General features: G+C 44.2%; 19 protein-coding genes and 4 tRNA genes. 5 read left to right on the top strand and 18 right to left on the bottom strand.

The window, feature by feature from the left end:
• The first annotated feature begins 190 nt into the window (after positions 1–190).
• Entirely contained in the window at positions 191–1,339 is a 1,149-nt protein-coding gene (locus OCV36_RS00840) for a CNNM domain-containing protein (protein WP_017073775.1), read from the top strand.
• A 146-nt stretch (positions 1,340–1,485) separates the two neighbouring features.
• Here the strand turns inward: OCV36_RS00840 and OCV36_RS00835 are convergent, their stop codons facing one another.
• Positions 1,486–2,073, bottom strand: a complete 588-nt coding sequence (locus OCV36_RS00835) for a YjaG family protein (protein ID WP_029224888.1) — start codon at positions 2,071–2,073, stop codon at positions 1,486–1,488.
• Positions 2,074–2,144: 71 nt separating this feature from the next.
• Here OCV36_RS00835 and OCV36_RS00830 point away from each other — a divergent pair, with 71 nt between their 5' ends.
• Both OCV36_RS00830 and OCV36_RS00825 read left to right on the top strand, forming a co-directional pair.
• Positions 2,145–3,071: a D-2-hydroxyacid dehydrogenase gene (locus OCV36_RS00830; RefSeq protein ID WP_135457673.1), complete on the top strand. Its 927-nt coding sequence runs from the start codon at positions 2,145–2,147 to the stop codon at positions 3,069–3,071.
• Entirely contained in the window at positions 3,071–3,664 is a 594-nt protein-coding gene (locus OCV36_RS00825) for a uracil-DNA glycosylase family protein (RefSeq protein WP_135457672.1), read from the top strand. Before OCV36_RS00830 ends, OCV36_RS00825 begins: the two co-directional genes overlap by 1 nt.
• A gap of 107 nt (positions 3,665–3,771) precedes the next feature.
• Here the strand turns inward: OCV36_RS00825 and hemE are convergent, their stop codons facing one another.
• Together hemE and nudC are read right to left on the bottom strand one after the other, a co-directional pair.
• A complete protein-coding gene (gene hemE / locus OCV36_RS00820) occupies positions 3,772–4,839 on the bottom strand; it encodes a uroporphyrinogen decarboxylase (RefSeq protein ID WP_004729761.1) in 1,068 nt (355 codons plus the stop codon).
• 311 nt (positions 4,840–5,150) lie between these two features.
• Positions 5,151–5,960, bottom strand: a complete 810-nt coding sequence (nudC, locus tag OCV36_RS00815; protein ID WP_135457670.1) for an NAD(+) diphosphatase — start codon at positions 5,958–5,960, stop codon at positions 5,151–5,153.
• Between the two features lie 164 nt (positions 5,961–6,124).
• On the opposite strand from nudC, the gene OCV36_RS00810 reads away from it, so the two are divergent.
• Positions 6,125–6,622, top strand: a complete 498-nt coding sequence (locus tag OCV36_RS00810) for an Rsd/AlgQ family anti-sigma factor (protein ID WP_017073780.1) — start codon at positions 6,125–6,127, stop codon at positions 6,620–6,622.
• 332 nt (positions 6,623–6,954) lie between these two features.
• Here OCV36_RS00810 and rpoC read toward each other — a convergent pair whose 3' ends face one another.
• The 13 genes from rpoC to OCV36_RS00745 form a co-directional block, all read right to left on the bottom strand.
• Positions 6,955–11,157 (bottom strand): DNA-directed RNA polymerase subunit beta', encoded by a 4,203-nt coding sequence (gene rpoC, locus OCV36_RS00805; RefSeq protein WP_029224889.1) that lies wholly within the window; start codon positions 11,155–11,157, stop codon positions 6,955–6,957.
• Positions 11,158–11,247: 90 nt separating this feature from the next.
• On the bottom strand, positions 11,248–15,276 hold the full coding sequence (gene rpoB, locus OCV36_RS00800; protein ID WP_029224890.1) for a DNA-directed RNA polymerase subunit beta: 4,029 nt from the start codon (positions 15,274–15,276) through the stop codon (positions 11,248–11,250).
• A 236-nt stretch (positions 15,277–15,512) separates the two neighbouring features.
• Positions 15,513–15,878 (bottom strand): 50S ribosomal protein L7/L12, encoded by a 366-nt coding sequence (gene rplL / locus OCV36_RS00795; protein ID WP_004729770.1) that lies wholly within the window; start codon positions 15,876–15,878, stop codon positions 15,513–15,515.
• 57 nt (positions 15,879–15,935) lie between these two features.
• Positions 15,936–16,430: a 50S ribosomal protein L10 gene (gene rplJ / locus OCV36_RS00790; RefSeq protein WP_017073782.1), complete on the bottom strand. Its 495-nt coding sequence runs from the start codon at positions 16,428–16,430 to the stop codon at positions 15,936–15,938.
• A 244-nt stretch (positions 16,431–16,674) separates the two neighbouring features.
• Positions 16,675–17,379: a 50S ribosomal protein L1 gene (gene rplA, locus OCV36_RS00785; protein ID WP_017073783.1), complete on the bottom strand. Its 705-nt coding sequence runs from the start codon at positions 17,377–17,379 to the stop codon at positions 16,675–16,677.
• A gap of 4 nt (positions 17,380–17,383) precedes the next feature.
• A complete protein-coding gene (gene rplK, locus OCV36_RS00780) occupies positions 17,384–17,812 on the bottom strand; it encodes a 50S ribosomal protein L11 (protein ID WP_010435555.1) in 429 nt (142 codons plus the stop codon).
• A gap of 213 nt (positions 17,813–18,025) precedes the next feature.
• Positions 18,026–18,574, bottom strand: coding sequence for a transcription termination/antitermination protein NusG (nusG, locus tag OCV36_RS00775; RefSeq protein WP_012605006.1), 549 nt, complete (start codon positions 18,572–18,574; stop codon positions 18,026–18,028).
• Positions 18,575–18,587: 13 nt separating this feature from the next.
• Positions 18,588–18,965 (bottom strand): preprotein translocase subunit SecE, encoded by a 378-nt coding sequence (secE, locus tag OCV36_RS00770; protein ID WP_017073785.1) that lies wholly within the window; start codon positions 18,963–18,965, stop codon positions 18,588–18,590.
• 223 nt (positions 18,966–19,188) lie between these two features.
• Entirely contained in the window at positions 19,189–20,373 is a 1,185-nt protein-coding gene (tuf, locus tag OCV36_RS00765) for an elongation factor Tu (protein ID WP_135457668.1), read from the bottom strand.
• A 94-nt stretch (positions 20,374–20,467) separates the two neighbouring features.
• Positions 20,468–20,543, bottom strand: a tRNA-Ile gene (locus tag OCV36_RS00760).
• A 13-nt stretch (positions 20,544–20,556) separates the two neighbouring features.
• Positions 20,557–20,631, bottom strand: a tRNA-Gly gene (locus OCV36_RS00755).
• A gap of 39 nt (positions 20,632–20,670) precedes the next feature.
• Positions 20,671–20,755 (bottom strand) — tRNA-Tyr (locus OCV36_RS00750).
• A gap of 44 nt (positions 20,756–20,799) precedes the next feature.
• Positions 20,800–20,875, bottom strand: a tRNA-Thr gene (locus OCV36_RS00745).
• A gap of 210 nt (positions 20,876–21,085) precedes the next feature.
• On the opposite strand from OCV36_RS00745, the gene coaA reads away from it, so the two are divergent.
• Entirely contained in the window at positions 21,086–22,009 is a 924-nt protein-coding gene (coaA, locus tag OCV36_RS00740; RefSeq protein WP_017076612.1) for a type I pantothenate kinase, read from the top strand.
• Positions 22,010–22,016: 7 nt separating this feature from the next.
• Here the strand turns inward: coaA and birA are convergent, their stop codons facing one another.
• Both birA and murB read right to left on the bottom strand, forming a co-directional pair.
• On the bottom strand, positions 22,017–22,982 hold the full coding sequence (gene birA, locus OCV36_RS00735) for a bifunctional biotin--[acetyl-CoA-carboxylase] ligase/biotin operon repressor BirA (protein ID WP_102553682.1): 966 nt from the start codon (positions 22,980–22,982) through the stop codon (positions 22,017–22,019).
• On the bottom strand, positions 22,979–24,025 hold the full coding sequence (gene murB / locus OCV36_RS00730) for a UDP-N-acetylmuramate dehydrogenase (RefSeq protein ID WP_135457666.1): 1,047 nt from the start codon (positions 24,023–24,025) through the stop codon (positions 22,979–22,981). Before murB ends, birA begins: the two co-directional genes overlap by 4 nt.
• Position 24,026: the final 1 nt, after the last annotated feature.

Here is a 24,026-nt window from a genome sequence, read left to right as displayed (position 1 = left end):
ATCTTTAGCTCTAATGCCGTAGTTTTAGCCATAATATGAGTAACAACTCACAATTTGTTACTGATTTTCTATGGCAAGCCCTTGTTTAAAAGGGGTTGAGTGTGAAATTAATGATGACCTAACCACTACTTATTCTCTATAATCCACGCTGAATCGCTGACAAAGCGTACAATTTAATTTAAGGGCAAACATGCTGCTGCTAACTATTTACGTCTCCATTGCTATTGGAGTTTCTTTCATTTGTTCTGTTTTGGAAGCTGTACTCTTGAGTATCAGTCCAAGTTACATTGCTCAACTAAAACAAAATGGGCACCCTGCAGCCGCGTCTTTAGACAAACTGAAAACAGATATTGACCGCCCGCTCGCGTCAATTTTAACGCTCAACACCATCGCACATACTATTGGTGCGGCGACAGCAGGTGCACAAGCGGCTGTGGTTTTTGGTAGCCAATGGTTAGGTGTATTCTCTGCCGTACTAACTTTGGGTATTTTGGTTCTGTCTGAAATTGTTCCAAAAACGATTGGAGCGACCTACTGGCGTCAACTTGCTCCAGCATCATCAACAGTGCTTCGCTGGATGGTGTTCTTCCTAACACCATTCGTATGGTTCTCAGAGCAGATCACAAAGCGCCTTGCTCGTGGTCACCAAGCACCAAAAATGCGTGATGAACTATCGGCGATGGCTATCTTGGCAAAAGAAAGCGGTGAGTTCGCAGAAGGCGAATCAAAGATCTTGAGCAACCTATTAGGCATTCAAGATGTGCCAGTGACTCAAATCATGACACCGCGTCCGGTTGTGTTCCGTGTCGATGCAGAAATGAGCATCAATGTGTTCCTTGAACAACACAAAGATACACCGTTCTCTCGTCCATTGGTCTACAGCGAGCAAACTGACAACATCATTGGTTTTGTACACCGTCTGGAGCTGTTTAGATTACAACAAGCGGGTTGTGGCGAGAAAGCTCTGGGTGAAGTAATGCGCCCTATCCACGTATTACTGAACAACATGGGCTTAGCAAAAGCATTTGATCAAATGATGGCAAATCGCCTTCAACTCTCTTTGGTAGTTGATGAATACGGTACGATTCAGGGCATCATTACCCTAGAAGATATCTTCGAACATTTGGTTGGTGAAGAGATTGTCGACGAAGCGGACAAAACCACAGACATGCAAGAACTTGCATTCCAACGCTGGGAAACATGGAAAGAGACACACGGCGTTATCGAGAACCGCGATGAAGAAGACAAGCCAAAAGAAGCTCTAACAGACAACGATGCTTCAGACTCAAAATCAGAGAATGATGACAAAACACTGAAAGAAGAGAAAAAAGATTCTTAATCCAGGCTTCACACCACCAGATAAAACAAAGGCTCCCTAGGGAGCCTTTGTTTTTCTTAATACTGGTTCACTACAGCGTGAGCGTAGCGACTACGCATAATGCTATCACTTTATGTAGATGCATGTAGCGATGGCACAGAAACCAATTATAAAGCGACACCAATGTTACTTACTGGGTCTTCACGCAATTCGTGACGTAGGTCTTTGATCAGCTCTAGGTCACGCTCATCCGTTTCACGTAGTGGTCGGAAGATCGCCCATTGAACGTCCCACTCTTCACACACGGCTTCGTTTTCTTTCTGGTTTTCGTTCGTTACTTCTTCAGCGCCTTGAGCAAACTCAAGCTCAGCAACCGTCTTCACAGATTGTTGACTCACTTTAATCACAGCTTCAAGCATATGCTCACGATCAAGTAATCCATGAATAAGTGTAGCTAAACCTTGGCATGCATCCATTGCTGGGTAAACACCATAAAAATCAAAATCATCACCACTAGGGAATAGCTCTTCAACTTTCTCAAGTTGACGCTCAAAATTCACCTTTGCCGTTTTAACGGTTAGGATTTCCCAAATGCTATCCAACACATCACGATAGATTCGAGCTTCCGCAAATTCTGTATTCTCACAAAACATGGCATAGTTAGGGTACATACGCTCACATAGACACGCCATAAAGGTAATTTGTTGCCAAGGTTCTAACTTTTCTAGACGAACCTGCAGTGGATTCTGAAGCATAGTCACTCAATAATTGCAGAAAAAGACAGCGAAAGTGTACTTGATAAACCTAGGATGGAAAAGGTAGGCCGATGAACAATTTTACGAATAAGCTCTATATTCTTACCGAGCATGACGATACTTACACGCAACTGATTGTAAACCGAGATTTACCTGACCTAGAAATCACCTCAAACCCCGAGTTAGCGGAGATCGTCTTGGCCTCTCCTCCGCTGATCGCAGAGCGTCTTGATGAGTTTAAGCATCTGGATTGGGTGCAAAGTACCTATGCAGGGATCAACAAATTAACCCAACCGAATTTACGTCAGGACTACACGTTGACTAACGTCAAAGGCATCTTCGGCCCTGCCATTGCCGAATACGTATTGGGTTACACAATCAGCCACTTTAGACATTTCACTCATTACCACCAGCAACAACAACAGCGAAACTGGCAACCACAGCTTTATACCAGCCTAACCGACAAAACCATGGTGATTTTGGGAACAGGTTCAATTGGCAGCCATTTGGCGAAAGCCGCTTCTGCGTTTGGTATCCATACGATTGGGGTCAACCGGACAGGTATCCCATCAAAGCAAGAAACCTTCAAAGACACTTTCCACATTAATGAATTAGAAGCCGCCCTCAAACAAGCGGATATTGTGGTGAACACACTGCCATCAACGGATGAGACATACCAACTACTGAATCAAACCACCTTAAGCTACTGCTCTAACGTATTGTTGTTTAATGTCGGTCGCGGGGAAAGCGTAGACAATAAAGCGTTATTGCTTGCGATTAAGAATAAACGGGTTGAACACGCTTTCTTGGATGTCTTTGAATGCGAACCCCTCACGCAAGAACACCCGTTTTGGAAGTTACCGCAAGTAACCATCACCCCACACATTGCAGCTCTAAGTGAGCCAAGACAGGTCGTGGAGATCTTCGCTGAGAATTACAAACAGTGGAGAGATGGCTTTAAACTGAGTCACACCATCGACTTCGACAAAGGTTACTGATGTCCTCATCGTTACTCACCGAAATACGACAATGCCGAGCCTGCGAGCCTCACCTCTCACATGGGGCTAATCCTGTGATTCAAGCGCATTCAAACGCCCGCTTATTGATCATAGGACAAGCTCCGGGCATCAAGGTTCATGAATCGTCTATACCTTGGAACGACGCCAGTGGTGAACGATTAAGGGATTGGTTGGGAATAGATAGAGATACCTTTTATGACGAACAGAAGGTTGCCATTGTACCTATGGGGTTTTGTTATCCAGGAAAGGGCAAGAGTGGCGATCTCCCACCACGCAAAGAGTGTGCGGAGCTTTGGCATAAAAAAGTGCTGCAATCGCTACCCAACATCCAAATGACACTACTGATTGGCCAATACGCACAAAACTATTACCTAACAAATAAAACCACCAGCACGCTCACTGAAACAGTACGCAACTGGCAGGTTTGGGCTCCAGAATTTTTACCACTTCCCCACCCTTCACCACGCAATAACATCTGGCTTAAGAAGAACCCTTGGTTTGAGAATGATGTCATTCCGTATATCAGAAAACACATCTCTGAGCATTTGGCCTACCATGATCCAAATACCTAATTAGCTGCACGCCAGCGAGAATAAGCAGATCTTAGATGCAGATCAGAAGGCAATAAAAAAGCGCTACCGATTTCTCGACAGCGCTTCTTCTAAAAACACATACTTAATTACTTATGATATGGCTTAGATAGGTCGTGAACGGCGTCCACAAATACACCAGCATTCTCTGGTGGCACATCTAGGTGAATACCATGGCCAAGGTTAAATACGTGGCCAGTACCGCCGTCACCAAAACCTTCAAGGATAGTACCGACTTCTTCACGGATACGCTCAGGCTGTGCGTAAAGTACTGATGGGTCCATGTTGCCCTGTAGAGCCACTTTATCGCCAATACGTGCTTTTGCATCAGCAATATTGATTGTCCAGTCTAGGCCAACTGCATCACAGCCAGTTGCTGCGATAGATTCTAGCCACATGCCACCGTTCTTAGTGAACAGAGTAACCGGTACACGGCGACCTTCGTTTTCACGGATTAGGCCATCTACAATTTTGTGCATGTACTGCAGTGAGAACAAGTTGTAGTCACGCGGAGTAAGTACACCACCCCATGTGTCGAATACCATTACCGATTGTGCACCCGCTTTAATTTGCGCGTTCAAGTATTCAATAACAGTGTCAGCAAGCTTATCTAGAAGTAAGTGCAGCGTTTGTGGCTCTGCATACATCATCTTCTTGATCTTAGTAAATGCCTTCGAACTGCTGCCTTCAACCATGTAAGTTGCCAGCGTCCAAGGGCTACCAGAGAAACCAATCAATGGCACTTCGCCTTTCAGGTCTTTACGGATCTGACGAACGGCATTCATTACGTATTGAAGCTCACCTTCTGGATCAGGTAGGCCAATCTTCTCTACGTCAGCTTTACATGTGATAGGACGTTCAAACTTAGGACCTTCACCTGTTTCAAAGTACAAGCCTAAGCCCATTGCATCAGGGATAGTTAGGATGTCAGAGAACAAGATTGCCGCATCAAGCGGGAAACGGCGCAAAGGTTGAAGTGTTACTTCAGATGCAAGCTCCGCGTTTTTGCACAAAGACATGAAGTCGCCTGCTTCTGCACGCGTTGCTTTGTACTCTGGAAGGTATCGGCCAGCTTGGCGCATCATCCATACCGGTGTGTAATCAACAGGCTGTTTTAAAAGTGCGCGTAAATAGCGATCGTTTTTTAATTCGGTCATTCCGTTAAATTCCAATTCAATCTTGTCTAGTTTTGATGGCGAGTATTCTAACACTGATTTAGGGGTAAAAGCTGTGTGCTTTGCAACCTAGATCAAGTTATTAACTTTTAAATCAATGCTTAATTTGCACCCAATTACGGGAGCATGTTAAAAATTTGTTCGCTAGCGAAAATTACAATTATAACATCTGAGTAGTCACTACTCAGCATCTCATAACGACATCTTACTTACCCCCTCCACTTGTGGAGGGTTTTTTTTAGCTTTTGACCATCCATAGGCCAAATACTATTGGGATCTATTTAATGCTCAGATTAATGTTCAATAACTTGATTCTCTAAACCTTTCGTCATCACATCATTAACTGTTTGTTCAATCAATTGTCTCGCAATGGTTCCCACAGGGGCAACATCAGGCAACCTTGTCACATCAAACCATTGAGCATCCGACAGTTCACTGTAATCCGGTTTGAGCGTACCACCAGCGTAGTCTGCGAGAAAACCCATCATCATGCTGGATGGAAAAGCCCATGGCTGACTGCCAAAGTAACGAATATTATCCACATCAACGCCCGTTTCTTCTTTGACTTCTCTAGCAACACACTGCTCTAAGGTTTCTCCGACTTCTAAGAAGCCCGCTATCACGGTATACATCCCTGTTTTATGTCTTGGGTGCTGAGCTAACAATATCTTGTTGTCGTTTCGTACAGCGACAATGATGCATGGGAAGATACGAGGATAATGAAGAGTTCGACAGTCTCCACACTGCATTGCAACTTGATTGTGATTAAGATGATTACGCCCACCACATTGAGGACAGAACCGCATACTTTGCGTCATATGCCCATATTGGATTGCTTTGCTTGCAATAAGGAAAACAGATTCAGGCCAATGAAGTAACTCTCTCAGATTTACCATGGTCAGTTCACTCTCAACATCACAGTCGTTGAGCCAATACACAGTATGACCTTGATGCTGACCGATGCAGATCGCATGTTCAACACTAAGACCTAATTCCTCGGCAGAGCCATAAGGAAACTGATCATTATTCACCCAAATATCACTACCTGAAACAACGCACCAATAAGCTTGATCTGTCATTTTGTTATCACTTTTTTTTAACATCCCTATGCCTCATTGCTTGCAGTTCGTTCATTTTACTGGCAATCTAATTTCATACTAGAGTTGTAGCAGAGAATAATTCAAACTATTACTTTTAGTAGATACCAATAAACGGACCTTGCTTAGGCAATTACTTGATCACAAGGTTGTGATCAGATCATGAGGACATGGTCATGCTAAATAAATTCAAACAAGTACAAGAACAATGGGGTGGCTCTAATGAGGTCATCGATCATTGGCTAGAAACTCGACAGTCTCTAATCGTCGAGTATTGTAAGCTTGCCGCTCTAAAGCCTTCATCATCAAAAACACCCGCTATCACTGAGCTTCCCTCTCCAGAAGCGCTCCAAAAATTCAGCCAACACCTTGTTGACTATATCTCCGAAGGTCATTTTAAAATCTATGACATGGTGATGGACAAATGGCATTCTACTGGTTTCAAAGCAACAGACGAAATTAACCAATCTTATGGTCATATCGTTCTCACCACTGAGCCACTACTCAACTTTACCGATAAGTATGCCGCCATTGAAGCTAGTGATGCACTAGAAAGCTTTGATAGTGATTTGTCTCTGATTGGTGAGATTATTGAGGCGAGGTTTGAGGTAGAAGATCAACTGATACAACAAATTGCCGATAGCCTAGCAGTTCCACCAGGAGCTTAATTGGCTTAATATCTTCTAAGCTTGCCTCTGTGCAAGCTTTTTGTTTTATCTATAGATTACCTAAATTGTACTGCAGTAATGGGCTATTAACTCGCCACTACGACTCATTGCTTGGTAATACCCGCCATTTCTAAGTCAATTTAAACTCTACCAACTAGTCTTCTAAAGACCCAAAGACTCCATAAAATCATCCTCAAGAAGATCGTCATGATCAAGTCCGACCAAAAGCAATAATTGCATCTCTATACGTCACTAATGCACTAATCTGTCAGAAACAAAAAAGGCACCCGAAGGTGCCTTTTTTCTTATCTCTTAGATACTACTCGTAGAGCTTACTCTTCTGAAGAGAAGCCAGCATTTAGAAGTGCTGCTAGATTGTCAGTAGCTTGTTCAGCTGAAGGACCTTCTAACTCTTCTTCACGTTGCTTCTGACGCTCTTGGTGGTATGCGAAACCAGTACCAGCTGGGATCAGACGACCAACAATTACGTTCTCTTTCAGACCGCGAAGGTCATCACGCTTACCAGAAACCGCAGCTTCTGTTAGTACGCGAGTCGTTTCTTGGAACGATGCAGCTGAGATGAATGACTCAGTTGCAAGAGATGCTTTAGTAATACCTAGTAGATCACGTTCGAAACGAACTAGTTCTTTACCTTCAGCTTCTAGCTTACGGTTAGCAATCTTAACATTGTGGTACTCAACTTGTTCGCCAGGTAGGAACGGAGAGTCACCAGAATGAGTGATTGTACACTTACGTAGCATTTGACGAACGATAGTCTCGATGTGCTTATCGTTAATCTTTACGCCTTGTAAGCGGTAAACTTCTTGAACTTCGTTCGCGATGTACTGAGTCACAGCGTGGATACCACGTAGACGCAGGATATCGTGTGGAGTTTCAGGACCGTCGGCGATTACATCACCACGTTCAATCTTCTCACCTTCGAACACGTTCAATTGACGGTGCTTAGGAATCATCTCTTCGTAAGCGTCACCGCCTTCACGAGTGATTACTAGACGACGCTTACCTTTCGTTTCTTTACCAAACGACACAGTACCTGTGTGCTCAGCAAGGATCGCAGGCTCTTTAGGCTTACGAGCTTCGAATAGGTCAGCTACGCGAGGCAGACCACCGGTGATATCTTTGTTTCCGCTCGATTTTTGAGGGATACGAGATAGTGTGTCACCAATGCCAACTTCAGCGCCATCTTCGATGTTTACAATCGCTTTGCCAGGTAGGAAGTAGTGAGCTGGCATATCAGTACCAGGGATCATTACGTCGTTACCTTGCTCATCAACAAGTTTGATAGCTGGACGCATATCTTTACCTGCTGCTGGGCGAGCTGCTGGGTCTGTTACTTCACTTGAAGAAAGACCTGTTAAATCGTCAGTGTTACGAGAAACTGTAATACCATCGATCATATCTACGAATTGGATACGACCTGCCACTTCAGTGATGATTGGCATGGTATGCGCTTCCCAGTTAGCTACAACTTCACCAGCAGTTACTGCTGCGTTGTCGCCTTTGGTTAGCATCGAACCGTAAGGAAGTTTGTGCTTCTCTTTAGTACGGCCGAATTCATCAATAATCGTCATCTCAGATGCACGAGAAGTGATAACCAGTTTCTTGTCTTTGTTGATTACGAACTTAGCATTGTGAAGTTTCACAGTACCAGTTGTCTTAGCTTGGATGCTGTTCTCTGCTGCTGCAGTAGATGCCGCACCACCGATGTGGAACGTACGCATCGTTAGCTGTGTACCCGGTTCACCGATAGATTGTGCAGCGATAACACCAACTGCTTCACCTTGGTTTACTAAGTGGCCACGTGCTAGGTCACGACCGTAACACTGTGCACAACAACCGAAGTCTGCATCACAGGTAACAACTGAGCGCACTTTCATGCTATCTACAGAGTTGTCTTCCATGATTTGACACCACTTCTCATCAATCAGAGTATTACGTGGAATCAGTACATCTTCAGTACCAGGCTTAAGAACATCTTCAGCAACTACACGACCAAGAGCAAGCTCAGAAAGTGCAACTTTAACGTCACCACCTTCGATATGAGGCATCATGTCGATACCTTCATGCGTGCCACAGTCATGTTCGTGAACTACAACGTCTTGTGCTACGTCTACTAGACGACGAGTTAGGTAACCCGAGTTAGCTGTTTTCAGTGCTGTATCCGCAAGACCCTTACGAGCACCGTGCGTTGAGATAAAGTACTGAAGGACGTTTAGACCTTCTTTAAAGTTCGCTGTGATCGGCGTTTCGATGATAGAACCATCTGGACGTGCCATCAGACCACGCATACCTGCTAGCTGACGAATCTGAGCTGCAGAACCACGTGCGCCTGAATCGGCCATCATGTAGATGCTGTTGAACGATTCTTGCTGTTCTTCTTCGCCGTCACGGTTAATAACTGTTTCAGAAGATAGGTTATCCATCATTGCTTTCGCAACACGGTCATTCGTAGATGCCCAGATATCGATAACTTTGTTGTAACGCTCACCCGCAGTAACAAGACCAGATTGGAATTGCTCTTGGATTTCACGAACTTCTTCTTCAGCAGATTCAATTTCATCGTATTTCGCTTGAGGTACGACCATGTCGTCGATACCTACAGAAACACCTGAAAGTGCAGCATATGCAAAACCTGCGTACATGATTTGGTCAGCGAATACTACTGTATCTTTAAGACCAAGCTTACGGTAACACTCGTTTAGTAGGTTAGAAATTTGCTTCTTACCTAACTTCTGGTTAACGATGCTGTACGGTAGGCCAGATGGAACGATCTGCCATAGCATTGCACGACCAACAGTCGTATCAACTAAGCCAGTATTCGTTGTGCTATTACCGTCTTCGTCTACTACAGTTTCAGTGATACGTACTTTAACGCGAGCATGTAGCTCAGCAGTCTTAGTACGGTATGCCTTTTCAGCCTCTTCAGGGCCAGCAAGGTACATACCTTCACCTTTCACGTTGATCTTGTCACGTGTCATGTAGTAAAGACCCAATACAACATCCTGAGAAGGAACGATGATCGGATCACCTGATGCTGGCGACAGAATGTTATTCGTCGACATCATTAGGGTACGAGCTTCTAGTTGTGCTTCTAAAGTTAGAGGCACGTGTACAGCCATTTGGTCACCATCGAAATCGGCGTTGTATGCCGCACATACTAGTGGGTGAAGCTGAATCGCTTTACCTTCGATTAGTACTGGTTCAAACGCTTGGATACCTAGACGGTGAAGTGTAGGTGCACGGTTAAGCAGTACTGGGTGTTCGCGGATAACTTCGTCTAGGATATCCCAAACGATCGCTTCTTCGCGCTCTACCATTTTCTTAGCAGCTTTGATTGTCGTAGCCATGCCACGAGTCTCTAACTTGCTGTAGATGAATGGTTTAAATAGCTCAAGTGCCATCTTCTTAGGAAGACCACACTGATGCAGACGAAGGTATGGACCTACTGTGATTACAGAACGGCCAGAGTAGTCTACACGCTTACCAAGAAGGTTCTGACGGAAACGACCTTGTTTACCCTTGATCATATCAGCAAGAGATTTCAGAGGACGCTTGTTAGAACCCGTGATTGCACGACCGCGACGACCGTTATCTAGAAGGGCATCAACAGACTCTTGCAACATACGCTTTTCGTTACGTACGATGATGTCTGGAGCCGCTAGCTCTAGAAGACGCTTCAAACGGTTGTTACGGTTAATCACACGACGGTAAAGGTCGTTCAGATCTGAAGTCGCAAAACGACCGCCATCTAGAGGTACTAGAGGACGTAGATCTGGCGGTAGCACTGGAAGTACAGTTAAGATCATCCACTCAGGCTTGTTGCCTGATGAGATAAATGATTCAACTAGCTTCAAACGCTTAGTAACTTTCTTACGCTTAGTTTCAGAGTTAGTTGTTTCCAACTCTTCGCGCATTTCTTCCACTTCTTGATGAAGGTCCATTGTTGAAAGCAGATCTTTGATCGCTTCAGCACCCATCTTAGCAGTGAATTCGTCACCCCACTCTTCTAGGCGATCCAGATACTCTTCTTCAGTAAGCATCTGAGATTTTTCTAGATCAGTCATACCCGGTTCAGTTACTACGTACATTTCGAAGTAAAGAACACGTTCGATATCACGTAGAGGGATATCCATTAGTAGACCGATACGAGACGGTAGTGATTTAAGGAACCAGATGTGAGCAACTGGTGAAGCTAGCTCGATGTGGCCCATACGGTCACGACGAACTTTAGTTTGTGTAACTTCAACGCCACACTTCTCACAGATAACACCACGGTGCTTCAGGCGCTTGTATTTGCCACAAAGACATTCGTAGTCTTTAACTGGACCAAAAATACGTGCACAGAACAGACCATCACGTTCAGGCTTGAACGTACGATAGTTAATTGTTTCCGGCTTTTTAACTTCACCAAAAGACCACGAACGGATCGTGTCTGGTGAAGAGAGACCGATTTTGATTGCATCAAATTCTTCGGTCTTATGCTGTGCTTTTAGAAAGTTTAATAAGTCTTTCACATTCAGCTCCTGTAAGGAGTTAAAGGAGCTCACCGACTAAAGTGAGCCCCCTTTACCAAGTAATCCAATCTTCTTTATAAAAAAGAGGGATTACTCTTCGTCTTCTAGCTCGATGTTGATACCTAGCGAGCGAATCTCTTTCAACAGTACGTTGAACGACTCTGGCATGCCAGGTTCCATGCTATGGTTACCGTCTACGATGTTCTTATACATCTTAGTACGGCCGTTAACGTCATCTGACTTAACTGTTAGCATTTCTTGTAGAGTATATGCAGCACCGTATGCTTCTAGTGCCCATACTTCCATCTCACCGAAACGCTGACCACCGAACTGAGCTTTACCACCAAGTGGTTGCTGAGTTACTAGGCTGTAAGAACCAGTTGAACGAGCATGCATCTTGTCATCAACCAAGTGGTTCAGTTTCAGCATGTACATGTAACCAACAGTTACAGGACGCTCAAACGAATCACCAGTACGACCATCAAACAGTTTAAGCTGACCAGATTCTGGCAGATCACCCAGTTTTAATAGATCTTTGATTAAAGACTCAGAAGCACCGTCGAACACAGGGGTAGCAATCGGTAGACCGCCACGTAGGTTCTTGATCAGTGTACGAACTTGATCATCAGACAGTTCAGCAATATCAACTTTCTGACGAGTATCACCAAGATCATAAACCTTCTGTAGGAACTCACGGAACTTATGCAGTTCTTGTTGTTCCTTAAGCATTTCGTTGATCTTGTCACCGATACCTTTCGCAGCCAAACCTAGGTGAACTTCTAGGATCTGACCAATGTTCATACGCGATGGTACACCCAGTGGGTTAAGTACGATGTCTACAGGCTGACCTTTCTCATCGTATGGCATGTCTTCAACAGGGTTAATCTTAGAGATTACACCTTTGTTACCATGACGACCGGCCATTTTATCACCAGGCTGGATACGACGTTTAACCGCTAGGTAAACTTTAACAATCTTAAGAACGCCAGGCGCTAGATCATCACCTTGAGTGATTTTACGACGCTTAGTTTCAAACTTCTTATCGAAGTCTGCTTTTAGCTCATCCCACTGCTCAGCAAGTTGCTCAAGCTGTGTTTGTAGCGCATCGTCTTCTAGAACTTGCTCTAGCCATTGCTTACGACCGATAGTATCAAGCTTAGCTTCAGAGTAACCACCAGACAGAAGTACAGCTCTAACGCGGTTAAGAAGGCCACCCTCAAGAATTTGGAACTCTTCAGTTAGGTCTTTCTTAGCTTCTTTAAGCTGCATCTGTTCGATTTCAAGTGCACGTTTGTCTTTCTCTACGCCATCGCGAGTGAAGACTTGTACATCGATGATAGTACCCGAAACAGAGTTTGGTACACGTAGTGACGTATCTTTAACATCAGATGCTTTTTCACCGAAGATTGCACGTAGTAGCTTCTCTTCAGGAGTCAGTTGAGTTTCACCTTTAGGGGTTACTTTACCAACTAGGATGTCGCCACCCTTAACTTCAGCACCAATGTAAACGATACCTGACTCATCTAGTTTAGACAGAGCAGACTCACCTACGTTTGGAATATCAGCTGTGATCTCTTCAGAGCCCAGCTTAGTATCACGAGCCACACAAGACAGTTCTTGGATGTGGATTGTCGTGAAACGGTCTTCTTGAACTACGCGCTCAGATACTAAGATCGAGTCTTCGAAGTTGTAACCATTCCAAGGCATGAACGCGATACGCATGTTTTGGCCAAGAGCAAGTTCACCAAGGTCAGTTGAAGGACCATCAGCAAGAACATCGCCGCGTGCAACTGGTTCACCAGGAAGTACAGTTGGACGTTGGTTAATACATGTGTTTTGGTTCGAACGCGTGTACTTAGTTAGGTTGTAGATATCGATACCAGCTTCGCCAGGTACCAATTCATCTTCATTAACCTTAACTACGATACGAGAAGCGTCAACAGACTGAACTTGACCACCACGTTTAGCAACCGCTGTAACACCAGAGTCAACTGCGATGTTACGTTCAATACCAGTACCGACTAGAGGCTTATCAGCTCTCAATGTTGGTACCGCTTGACGTTGCATGTTCGCACCCATCAATGCACGGTTCGCATCATCGTGTTCTAGGAACGGGATAAGCGAAGCAGCGATAGATACTACTTGGTTTGTCGCAACGTCCATGTAGTCAACGTGATCGCGTGGGTGAAGACCAGATTCACCTTTTTGACGAGCAGTGATTAGCTCATCAGCAAACGTCGCTTCTTCAGTAAGAACCGTGTTTGCCTGCGCGATAACGAATTGACCTTCCTGGATTGCAGACAGGTAATCAACTTCTTCTGTTACTACACCATCTACAACGCGACGGTACGGAGTTTCTAGGAAACCGTAATCGTTACAACGCGCAAAAGCAGATAGCGAGTTAATCAGACCGATGTTTGGACCTTCAGGCGTTTCGATCGGACATAGACGACCGTAGTGAGTTACGTGAACATCACGTACTTCAAAGCCTGCGCGTTCACGAGTTAGACCGCCTGGACCTAAAGCAGAAATACGACGCTTGTGCGTAACTTCTGACAATGGGTTGTTCTGGTCCATAAACTGTGAAAGCTGTGAAGAGCCAAAGAATTCTTTAACTGCAGCAGAGATCGGCTTAGCGTTGATTAGGTCTTGAGGCATAATTGCATCAAGGTCACCAAGGCTTAGACGTTCTTTAACGGCACGTTCTACACGAACTAAACCAACACGGAATTGGTTTTCTGCCATTTCACCTACAGAACGGATACGACGGTTACCAAGGTGGTCGATATCGTCCACTTCGCCTTTACCGTTACGGATGCCAATCAGTTTCTTCATCACTTCAATGATGTCTGATTCATCCAGAGTACCGCGCTCTTCTTCTTCTTCACGCTCGATAGAGCTGTTGAATTTCATACGGCCTACAGTTGATAGGTCGTAACGATCTTCAGAGAAGAATAGGCTTTCGAACAATGATTCTGCAGCTTCTTTTGTTGGTGGCTCGCCAGGACGCATCATACGGTAGATTTCTACCAATGCAGAGATGCGATCTACTGTGCTATCTGCACGTAGAGTGTCTGACATGAATGGACCATGGTCTAGGTCATTCGTGAACAGTACTTCTAGAGTCTTGTGACCTGCTTGAGATAAATTAGCAAGTGCCTCTAGGCTGATCTCTTGGTTTGCGCCAACAATGATCTCGCCAGTTGCTTCGTTGATGTAATCTTTCGCAGCAATCTTTTCAACGATGTACTCTACTGGTACTTCGATGAGCTCAACGCCATCTTTTTCAAGTTGACGGATATGGCGAGCAGTAACACGGCGACCAGTCTCAACGTAAGTCTTACCATTTGATTCGATGTCGAATGACGCAGTTTCACCACGTAGACGATCAGGAACCAACTCCATAAGTAGAGTTTGGTCTTTCACTTCGAAGTTCACTTTGTCGAAGAACAGATCTAGGATCTCTTCTGTCGATTTACCAAGTGCGCGAAGGATAATCGATGCTGGTAGCTTACGACGACGGTCGATACGTACGAATAAGTTATCCTTAGGATCGAACTCAAAGTCTAACCATGAGCCACGGTAAGGAATTACACGTGCGTTATAAAGAACTTTACCTGATGAGTGAGTCTTACCCTTATCACTGTCGAAGAACACGCCTGGGCTTCGGTGCAGCTGGGATACGATAACCCTCTCGGTACCATTAATTACGAAAGTACCATTGTCTGTCATAAGCGGAATTTCGCCCATGTAGACTTCTTGTTCTTTAATGTCTTTTACAGTACCTGCTGGTGCATCTCGGTCAAAGATAACTAGACGTAGTTTTACGCGTAGTGGCTTTGAGTAAGTAACACCGCGGATTTGACATTCTTTAACGTCAAAAACTGGCTCACCAAGACGGTAGCTAACGTATTGCAGCTCAGAATTGCCGTTGTAGCTCTGAATTGGAAATACAGAACGGAAAGCAGCTTCAAGACCGTATTGACCTTCAGGATCCTGTTCGATGAATTTATCGAAAGAATCTAGCTGGATCGATAACAGGTATGGAATGTCCAAAACTTGTGGACGAGTACCAAAATCCTTACGGATGCGCTTTTTCTCGGTATAAGAGTAAACCATGGGGTTCCTCAGCTCGCTGATAAGTGACCCAAACCACCCAAAACACTCTTAAGAGGGGGCGGTGACAAACAGCTGTTTACTGTAGTGAACAATCATTTCGAAAAAATGACTATTTTTTTTGCTCAGCCTATGACATTTAAACAGCGGGAAAATTCGTCATAGCCCTACAGCGCAAAAAGGCCGGTGGTTAATAAACCACCAGCCATTAGCCTTGCGGCTAGGAAATTAAGTAATAATTACTTGATTTCAACAGAAGCGCCAACTTCTTCTAGCTGTGCTTTAAGAGCTTCAGCTTCAGCTTTGTCAACGCCTTCTTTAAGCGCTGCAGGAGCTGAGTCTACAAGACCTTTAGCTTCTTTAAGACCTAGGCCAGTTGCGCCACGTACAGCTTTGATAACTTGTACTTTGTTTGCGCCAGCGCCAGTAAGGATAACGTCGAATTCAGTTTGCTCAGCAGCAGCTTCAGCAGAAGCACCACCAGCTACAACTGCAGCAGCAGCAGTAACACCGAATTTTTCTTCCATAGCTTCGATAAGCTCAACAACTTGCATTACAGACATTTCTGCAACTGCGTCTAGGATTTGCTCGTTAGTAATAGACATAACAATTCTCTTTTAAGTCAACAATAAGTTTAAATAGCAACCAGTGAAAAGCAAGGCTTATGCCGCAGCTTCTTCTTTTTGGTCGCGAACAGCAGCGATAGTACGAACCAGCTTGCCAGCAGAAGCTTCTTTCATGCACATCATTAGGCGTGCGATAGCTTCGTCGTAAGTTGGTAGTGTCGCTAGTACATCAGCATCAGTAACTACGCCTTCAAATGCAGCAGCTTTGATCTCGAATGTTTTGTTCTCTTTAGCGAAGTCTTTGAAAAGACGCGCAGCAGCACCAGGGTGCTCATTAGAGAATGCAAGTAGGCTAGGACCAGTAAATGTGTCTTGTAGACACTCATACTCAGTACCTTCTACTGCACGGCGTGCTAGTGTGTTACGAACAACTCTCATGTAAACACCCGCTTCGCGAGCTTGTTTACGTAGAGAAGTCATCGCGCCAACAGTAACGCCACGAGAGTCAGCTACAACTGCAGAAAGTGCACCACTGGCTGCTTCGTTGACTTCAGCAACAATTGCTTTTTTGTCTTGAAGATTTAAAGCCATTTGGATTAACCTCTGGTTGTGATTACAGCACTCAATATAAAATACACTGAGCGTTTACGACGTTATTTAAAAATGAATAAATTCATTTCAAACCACAACATCGCCTACGTAGGTTTTATTAAGCTTTACCTTAAAAAGGTTCGGCGCCTACGGTCTTGGGATAGACGATTATGAATTGCTTCAAAAACCACCCAACCACAAATATTAGGCGCAGAAGTATACACTAAATCTGCGCCTAAGCAAATTAGTTTGCTTGAGTATCAAGACTAGCTTGATCAACAGCAACACCAGCACCCATCGTAGTAGAGATGCTTACTTTCTTCAGGAAAGTACCTTTCGCTGAAGAAGGTTTAGCTTTCTTAAGAGCTACTAGAAGTGATTCTAGGTTCTCTTGAAGCTGGTTAGCTTCGAAAGATGCTTTACCGATAGTAGTGTGGATGATGCCGTTCTTGTCGTTACGGTAACGAACCTGACCAGCTTTAGCATTTTTAACTGCTTCAGCAACGTTAGGAGTTACAGTACCAACTTTAGGGTTTGGCATTAGACCGCGTGGACCTAGGATTGTACCTAGTTGACCAACAACGCGCATTGCATCTGGAGAAGCAACAACAACGTCAAAGTCCATTACGCCTTTTTTCACTTGCTCAGCAAGATCTTCCATACCAACGATATCTGCGCCAGCTGCTTTAGCTGCTTCTGCGTTTGCACCTTGAGTGAACACAGCAACGCGGATTTCACGGCCAGTACCGTGAGGTAGCACAGTTGCGCCACGTACGTTTTGGTCAGATTTACGAGCATCGATGCCTAGGTTAACAGCTACATCAACAGACTCAACGAATTTAGCCGTTGCTAGTTCTTTAAGAAGAGCAATAGCTTCGTTGATTTCGTATTCTTTAGTTGCTTCAACTTTGTCGCGAATAACGCGCATACGCTTAGTAAGTTTTGCCATGATCTTATCCCTCTACCACTAGGCCCATTGAACGAGCAGTACCAGCAATAGAACGCTTCATTGCTTCGATGTCAGCACCAGTCATATCAGCAGCTTTAGTTTCTGCGATTTCCTGTACTTGAGCGTCAGTTACTGTGCCCACTTTTTCAGTGTTTGGACGACCAGAACCAGACTTAACGCCAGCAGCTTTCTTAAGAAGAACAGCAGCAGGTGGAGTCTTAGTTACGAACGTGAAAGAACGGTCGTTGTATACAGTAATAACTACTGGAGTAGGTAGACCTTTCTCAACAGATTCTGTTTTTGCGTTAAACGCTTTACAGAATTCCATGATGTTCACGCCGTGTTGACCTAGAGCAGGACCAACCGGTGGACTTGGGTTTGCCATACCAGCTGCAACTTGCAGTTTGATATAAGCTTCAACTTTCTTAGCCATGATATTTCCTAAATATTTGGGTACATGCGCTAGCCACGAGGCAAGCTCCCCTTAATTGCATTAATTTCTTTTCACTTCATAGGAAGTAAAAAGGCGCGAAATTATAATCATAATTCGCGCCTTTAACAACCCTAAAAAGGTGATTTTTTATACTCTTTTATTTTGAACAGCTTGTTAAATAGTTATCAACAGCTTACTCAAATCAATCGAGTCTTAGTCCAGTTTTTCAACCTGACCAAATTCAAGCTCAACAGGTGTTGCACGACCAAAGATCGATACAGAGACCTTAATACGGCTCTTCTCGTAATCCACTTCTTCAACAGTACCGTTAAAGTCAGCAAATGGACCATCGTTAACACGAACCACTTCACCCGCTTCGAACATTGTCTTAGGACGTGGAGACTCGCTCGCTTTCTCTAGACGGTTCAAGATAGCATCAGCTTCTTTATCAGTGATTGGTGCTGGACGATCAGAGGTACCACCAATGAAGCCCATAACACGAGGAATGCTGCGTACTAAGTGCCATGATTCATCATTCATGATCATTTGCACTAATACGTAACCTGGGAAGAACTTACGTTCGCTTTTACGGCGTTGACCTGCACGCATTTCCACTACTTCTTCAGTAGGTACTAAAACGTCACCAAAGAATTCTTCCATGTCGTGCATTTTAATATGTTCGCGTAGCGATTGAGATACACGACCTTCATAGCCAGAAAAGGCTTGAACTACATACCAACGTTTTTTTGGAGCTTCACTCATGAATCAGAACCCTCTACACCCCAGTCGCTAGAGAAACTAAACGGACCATAATGCCGTCAATTCCCCAAAGCACTAGAGACATAACAATACATACAGCTAAAACGATCAATGTAGTTTGCATAGTTTCTTGGCGAGTAGGCCAAACAACTTTACGAATCTCCATACGAGATTCTTTTGCAAAATCGATCGCAGCTTTACCTTTAACTGTTGTTGCTGCAACGCCTAGTGCGGCAGCAATCAGCACAACTACACCTGCAGCGCGAATTACAACAGACAATTCACCATACAGGTAATTACCCACAACAGCAGCAGCCAACAGTACAAAAGCGACTACCCACTTCATTGTATCTGCTGCACCTGAGCTATCAGGAGTTTCAGCGTTTGCTTTCATAAAACCAACCTGTGATAAGTCTTAAATATAGACGACAATAACCCCGCTGTTGCAGGGCACATTCCTTTGCGTTGCAAAACAACACATCTAACAGTCATTTTAGTCAAAAAGACCGTTTAATTCTTTGCTAAGAGCTAAAATTGATGCCAAAACATCCAACTCTTTTTTCAGCGAAGAAAAAGGGCATCAAATGATGCCCTTTTTACTAGTGGTTCGTCAAATCTTATGCAAAGATTTTAGCTACAACACCAGCACCAACTGTACGGCCACCTTCGCGGATTGCGAAACGTAGACCTTCGTCCATTGCGATTGGAGCGATTAGCTCAACAGTCATTTGAACGTTGTCACCTGGCATTACCATTTCTACGCCTTCAGGTAGAGTGATATCGCCTGTTACGTCAGTTGTACGGAAGTAGAACTGTGGACGGTAACCCTTGAAGAAAGGAGTGTGACGGCCGCCTTCGTCTTTAGAAAGTACGTATACTTCAGACTCGAACTTAGTATGTGGGTTGATTGAACCTTTAGCAGAAAGTACTTGGCCACGTTCAACGTCATCACGCTTAGTACCACGTAGAAGTGCACCAACGTTCTCACCTGCACGACCTTCGTCAAGCAGTTTACGGAACATTTCAACACCAGTACAAGTAGTAAGAGTAGTTTCTTTGATACCAACGATTTCTACTTCGTCACCTACACGTAGGATACCGCGTTCGATACGACCAGTAACTACAGTACCACGACCTTGGATTGAGAATACATCTTCAATAGGAAGTAGGAACGGTAGGTCAACAGCACGCTCTGGAAGTGGAATGTAAGAATCTAGTGCTTCTGCAAGCTCAACGATCTTGTCTTCCCACTGCTTTTCGCCGTTTAGAGCGCCAAGTGCAGAACCTTGAATTACTGGAAGGTCGTCTCCTGGGTATTCGTACTCAGAAAGAAGCTCACGAACTTCCATTTCTACTAGCTCAAGTAGCTCTTCGTCATCAACCATGTCACATTTGTTCATGAATACGATGATGTAAGGGATACCAACTTGACGACCAAGTAGGATGTGCTCACGAGTTTGTGGCATAGGGCCATCTGTAGCAGCAACAACTAGGATACCGCCGTCCATTTGAGCAGCACCAGTGATCATGTTTTTAACATAATCGGCGTGTCCAGGACAGTCTACGTGTGCGTAGTGACGTGCAGGAGTATCGTACTCAACGTGAGAAGTTGCGATTGTGATACCACGCTCGCGCTCTTCTGGAGCGTTATCGATAGATGCGAAATCTTTAGCAACACCGCCGTACACTTTTGCAAGTGTAGTACAGATAGCAGCAGTTAGAGTTGTTTTACCGTGGTCAACGTGGCCGATAGTACCAACGTTTACGTGCGGTTTCGTACGTTCAAATTTTTCTTTAGACATGGGGTGTCCCTCTAGGTACGGATTAGGTGGCTTAAAATTAGACCACGCAACCAAAAAAATAGTTTTCTTTATTAAAGGATAAGAAGCTTTAGACTGGTGCTAATACCCAAAGTCAAACTAGGAGCTTCACCCTTATCAAGGATGCGCTCTAACGACTGAGTTATATCAGCACACAAAATGAGTTGGAGCGTGCAGCGGGAATCGAACCCGCATCATCAGCTTGGAAGGCTGAGGTAATAGCCATTATACGATGCACGCAACACGTAACTCTGCTTGAGCTATTTAACCTTTAGAATATGGTGGAGGGAGACGGATTCGAACCATCGAAGGCAGTGCCGGCAGATTTACAGTCTGCTCCCTTTGGCCACTCGGGAACCCCTCCAAATTTTGAGCTTTCTCTCGCTTACCTTGTGGAAAGGGAGAAAGTGGTGCCGACTACCGGAATCGAACTGGTGACCTACTGATTACAAGTCAGTTGCTCTACCTACTGAGCTAAGTCGGCACAAGTGGGGCGCATTTTATTGAATGATTTTCCACCTTGCAATAGTAAATTGAAAAAAAATGAAAAATTATCTTATCAAGTTCCTATATACAGCTATTTAGCTCAAGGTTTCTGCCTTTAACCCGCATCTAATACAGGAAGATATTTTATTTATCTATCGCTTGATGTATTTTCCATGCACTTGTTTTGTTATCCACTATAGAGTTTTGTATGAGCCCATATATGTCATTCGACCGTGCACGTTGGTCTGAGCTAAGGAATTTAGTTCCGATGACACTTTCTGAAAGCGACTTAAAAGAGCTTCAAGGCATCAATGAAAAGCTCACAATGGAGGAAGCTGTAGAGATCTATCTACCGTTATCTCGTCTATTAAACCTCTATGTGGCAGCGAGACAGAACAGAAACTCAGTGCTTCATGAGTTTTTAGATAAGAAAGAGAAAGCGCCCCCTTTTGTCATTGGTATTGCCGGCAGTGTCGCGGTTGGCAAAAGTACAACCGCTCGTCTACTTAAAGCGCTGCTTTCTCGCTGGGAGAATCATCCCAAAGTCGAACTAGTCACCACAGATGGATTCTTATATCCGAATGAAGTTTTGGAAGAGAAAGGGTTGATGAGTAAGAAGGGGTTTCCTGAATCTTACGACATCAAGCGTTTGGTCAACTTTGTCTCTGATGTCAAAGCCTGCAAAAGAAATGTCACTGCACCAGTGTATTCACACCTGACTTATAACATTACCGATGATGTGAAGTGTGTAGATTTACCAGATGTGCTTATTATTGAAGGACTTAATGTCTTACAAAGTGGCATGAACTATCCGCATGAGCCACATAGAGTCTTTATCTCCGACTTCCTCGATTTTTCACTCTATGTTGATGCAAACAGCCAACAGATTAAAGAGTGGTACATTAATCGTTTTATGAAATTCCGTGATGGTGCGTTTACTAAACCAGGCTCTTACTTTAGCCATTACACTAAATTATCAAACCAGGCTGCATTAGACAAAGCTGAAGGAATCTGGAGTTCAATCAATGGGTTGAATTTAGAACAAAATATCCTTCCAACTCGAGAAAGGGCTCACCTCATCCTTCGTAAAGGTGGTGATCACATGGTTGAAGAAGTGTTACTAAGAAAATAGTAGCAGCTTAATCCCCTTTTCTTAGGGATATTTCTCCACCGATATAGCTCTCAATACCATTCTCAGTCTTGAGCAGTACAGCCCCTTGTTCATTAATGCCCTGTACGGTTCCTTCAATTTCTCTAGGTCCAATAATAAGCTTTACGTTGCGACCTAAGAAATTATCTAGGCGATTCCAACGTTCAACAAAGTTCGACATCCCTTTCAATTCATAGTCGACCAGAGACTTGTCCCAAGCATTAATCAGAGCCTGTGCTAGTTGATTACGATCTGGTACTTTTCCATCACACACTTCTTTGAGAGAGGTCCATGGCTGGCCAATACCTGATGTTGCTGGGTCCATAGACAGGTTAAGCCCCAAGCCAATTACAATATGGGCAGCACCACCAGATTGGCCTGATAGTTCCACGAGGATACCTGCAAGCTTCTTATCATTGTGGTAAAGGTCATTCGGCCATTTCAGCTTGACCCCTTCAACGCCCATCTCTTCCAAAGCTTCAACAACAGCAACACCAACTACAAGGCTTAACCCCATAGCGGCGGCCATACCTGCGTCAAGTCTCCAATACATTGAAAGATACAGATTCGCTCCAAATGGCGATATCCACTCTCGTCCACGACGACCACGACCCGCAGCTTGATATTCAGCAATGCAGACTGAACCCGACTCAAGGGTATTAGTACGCTCTAACAGGTATTGGTTTGTTGAACCTATGATAGGAACCAGCTCAAGAGAAGCATCATGACTCACAGCAGATAATCGTTCTTGGTCGAGCATGTCTAAGCGACTCGCTAGCTTATAACCCTTACCTTGCACTCGATAAATGTCCAAGCCCCACTCTTGAATACCTTTAATATGCTTGCTGATAGCCGCTCGCGATACACCGATCCGTTCACCGAGAGCTTCTCCAGAATGAAACTCACCATCGGCAAGGCATCTCAATAACGTAAGCTTAGTGTTGTGCTCTCTCATACCAACGCCTCCAAGACTCTATCTAAGTTTGTCTCGCTGTCTCGCCCCATGAAGCGAACTTCATGTTCTAATCGAATATCAAATTTATCCAAAACAGACTGGCGTACTCGCTCGGCTAACTTAATGACATCAACAGCAGAGGATTCGTCATAGTTGATAATAACCAACGCTTGGTTTGGATGAACTTGAGCACCGCCTTCAATTACACCTTTGAACTGACATTGATCAATGAGCCATCCTGCAGCAACTTTAATCATATCATTGCTCTCATAACCAACAATGCTCGGGTATAGCAGCAGCAAGCGATCAAAATGATCTTTTGTGATCACAGGGTTTTTGAAGAAGCTCCCCGCATTACCTTGCACAGCAGGGTTTGGCAGCTTGCTTGAACGAATGGCACATACTTCATCAAATATAATACGAGGAGAAAGAGTCTCGACAGGAAGGCTTTTTAACGGACCATAGTGATTACATGGCTTCCACTCTTTAGGTAATGCTAAGCCGATCGCAACAACAATAGCTTTACCATATAAAGCGTGTTTGAAAATAGAATCTCGATAACCAAAGAGACATTCCTCTTTGGTTAATCGCTTAACTGTATAAGTATCCAGGCAAAGAATATCGACATATTCACACACGTCTTGTAGTTCAACACCATACGCACCAATATTTTGAATAGGCGCTGAACCTGAACAGCCCGGTATCATTGCTAAGTTTTCTAGACCACCAAGTCCTTTATCGACACTCCACTCAACCAAGCTAGGCCAATCTTCACCACCGTTAACATGCAATAAGTGATGGCTATCTCTCTCGGTCAAAGTAATCCCCGTCAACTGATTCACAATTATCAGGCCCGCGAAATGCTCAGTAAAAAGCATGTTACTGCCCTTTCCCAGTATTAACTTAGGTAAGGCCGACCATTTAGAGTCTTTATAAACAGAAATCAGTTCTTCGATGGTTGTCACTTCAACCAACGCATCACACGTCTGATCGATGGAAAATGTATGAACATTTTTTAAACTAGCATTGAGATGGAATTGCATG

Origin of the sequence: Vibrio echinoideorum, assembly GCF_024347455.1 — a bacterium.
Lineage (GTDB): Bacteria > Pseudomonadota > Gammaproteobacteria > Enterobacterales > Vibrionaceae > Vibrio > Vibrio echinoideorum.
The sequence above is the reverse complement of the archived record's forward strand: the minus strand, read 5'-3'. Positions and strand labels throughout refer to the sequence as shown.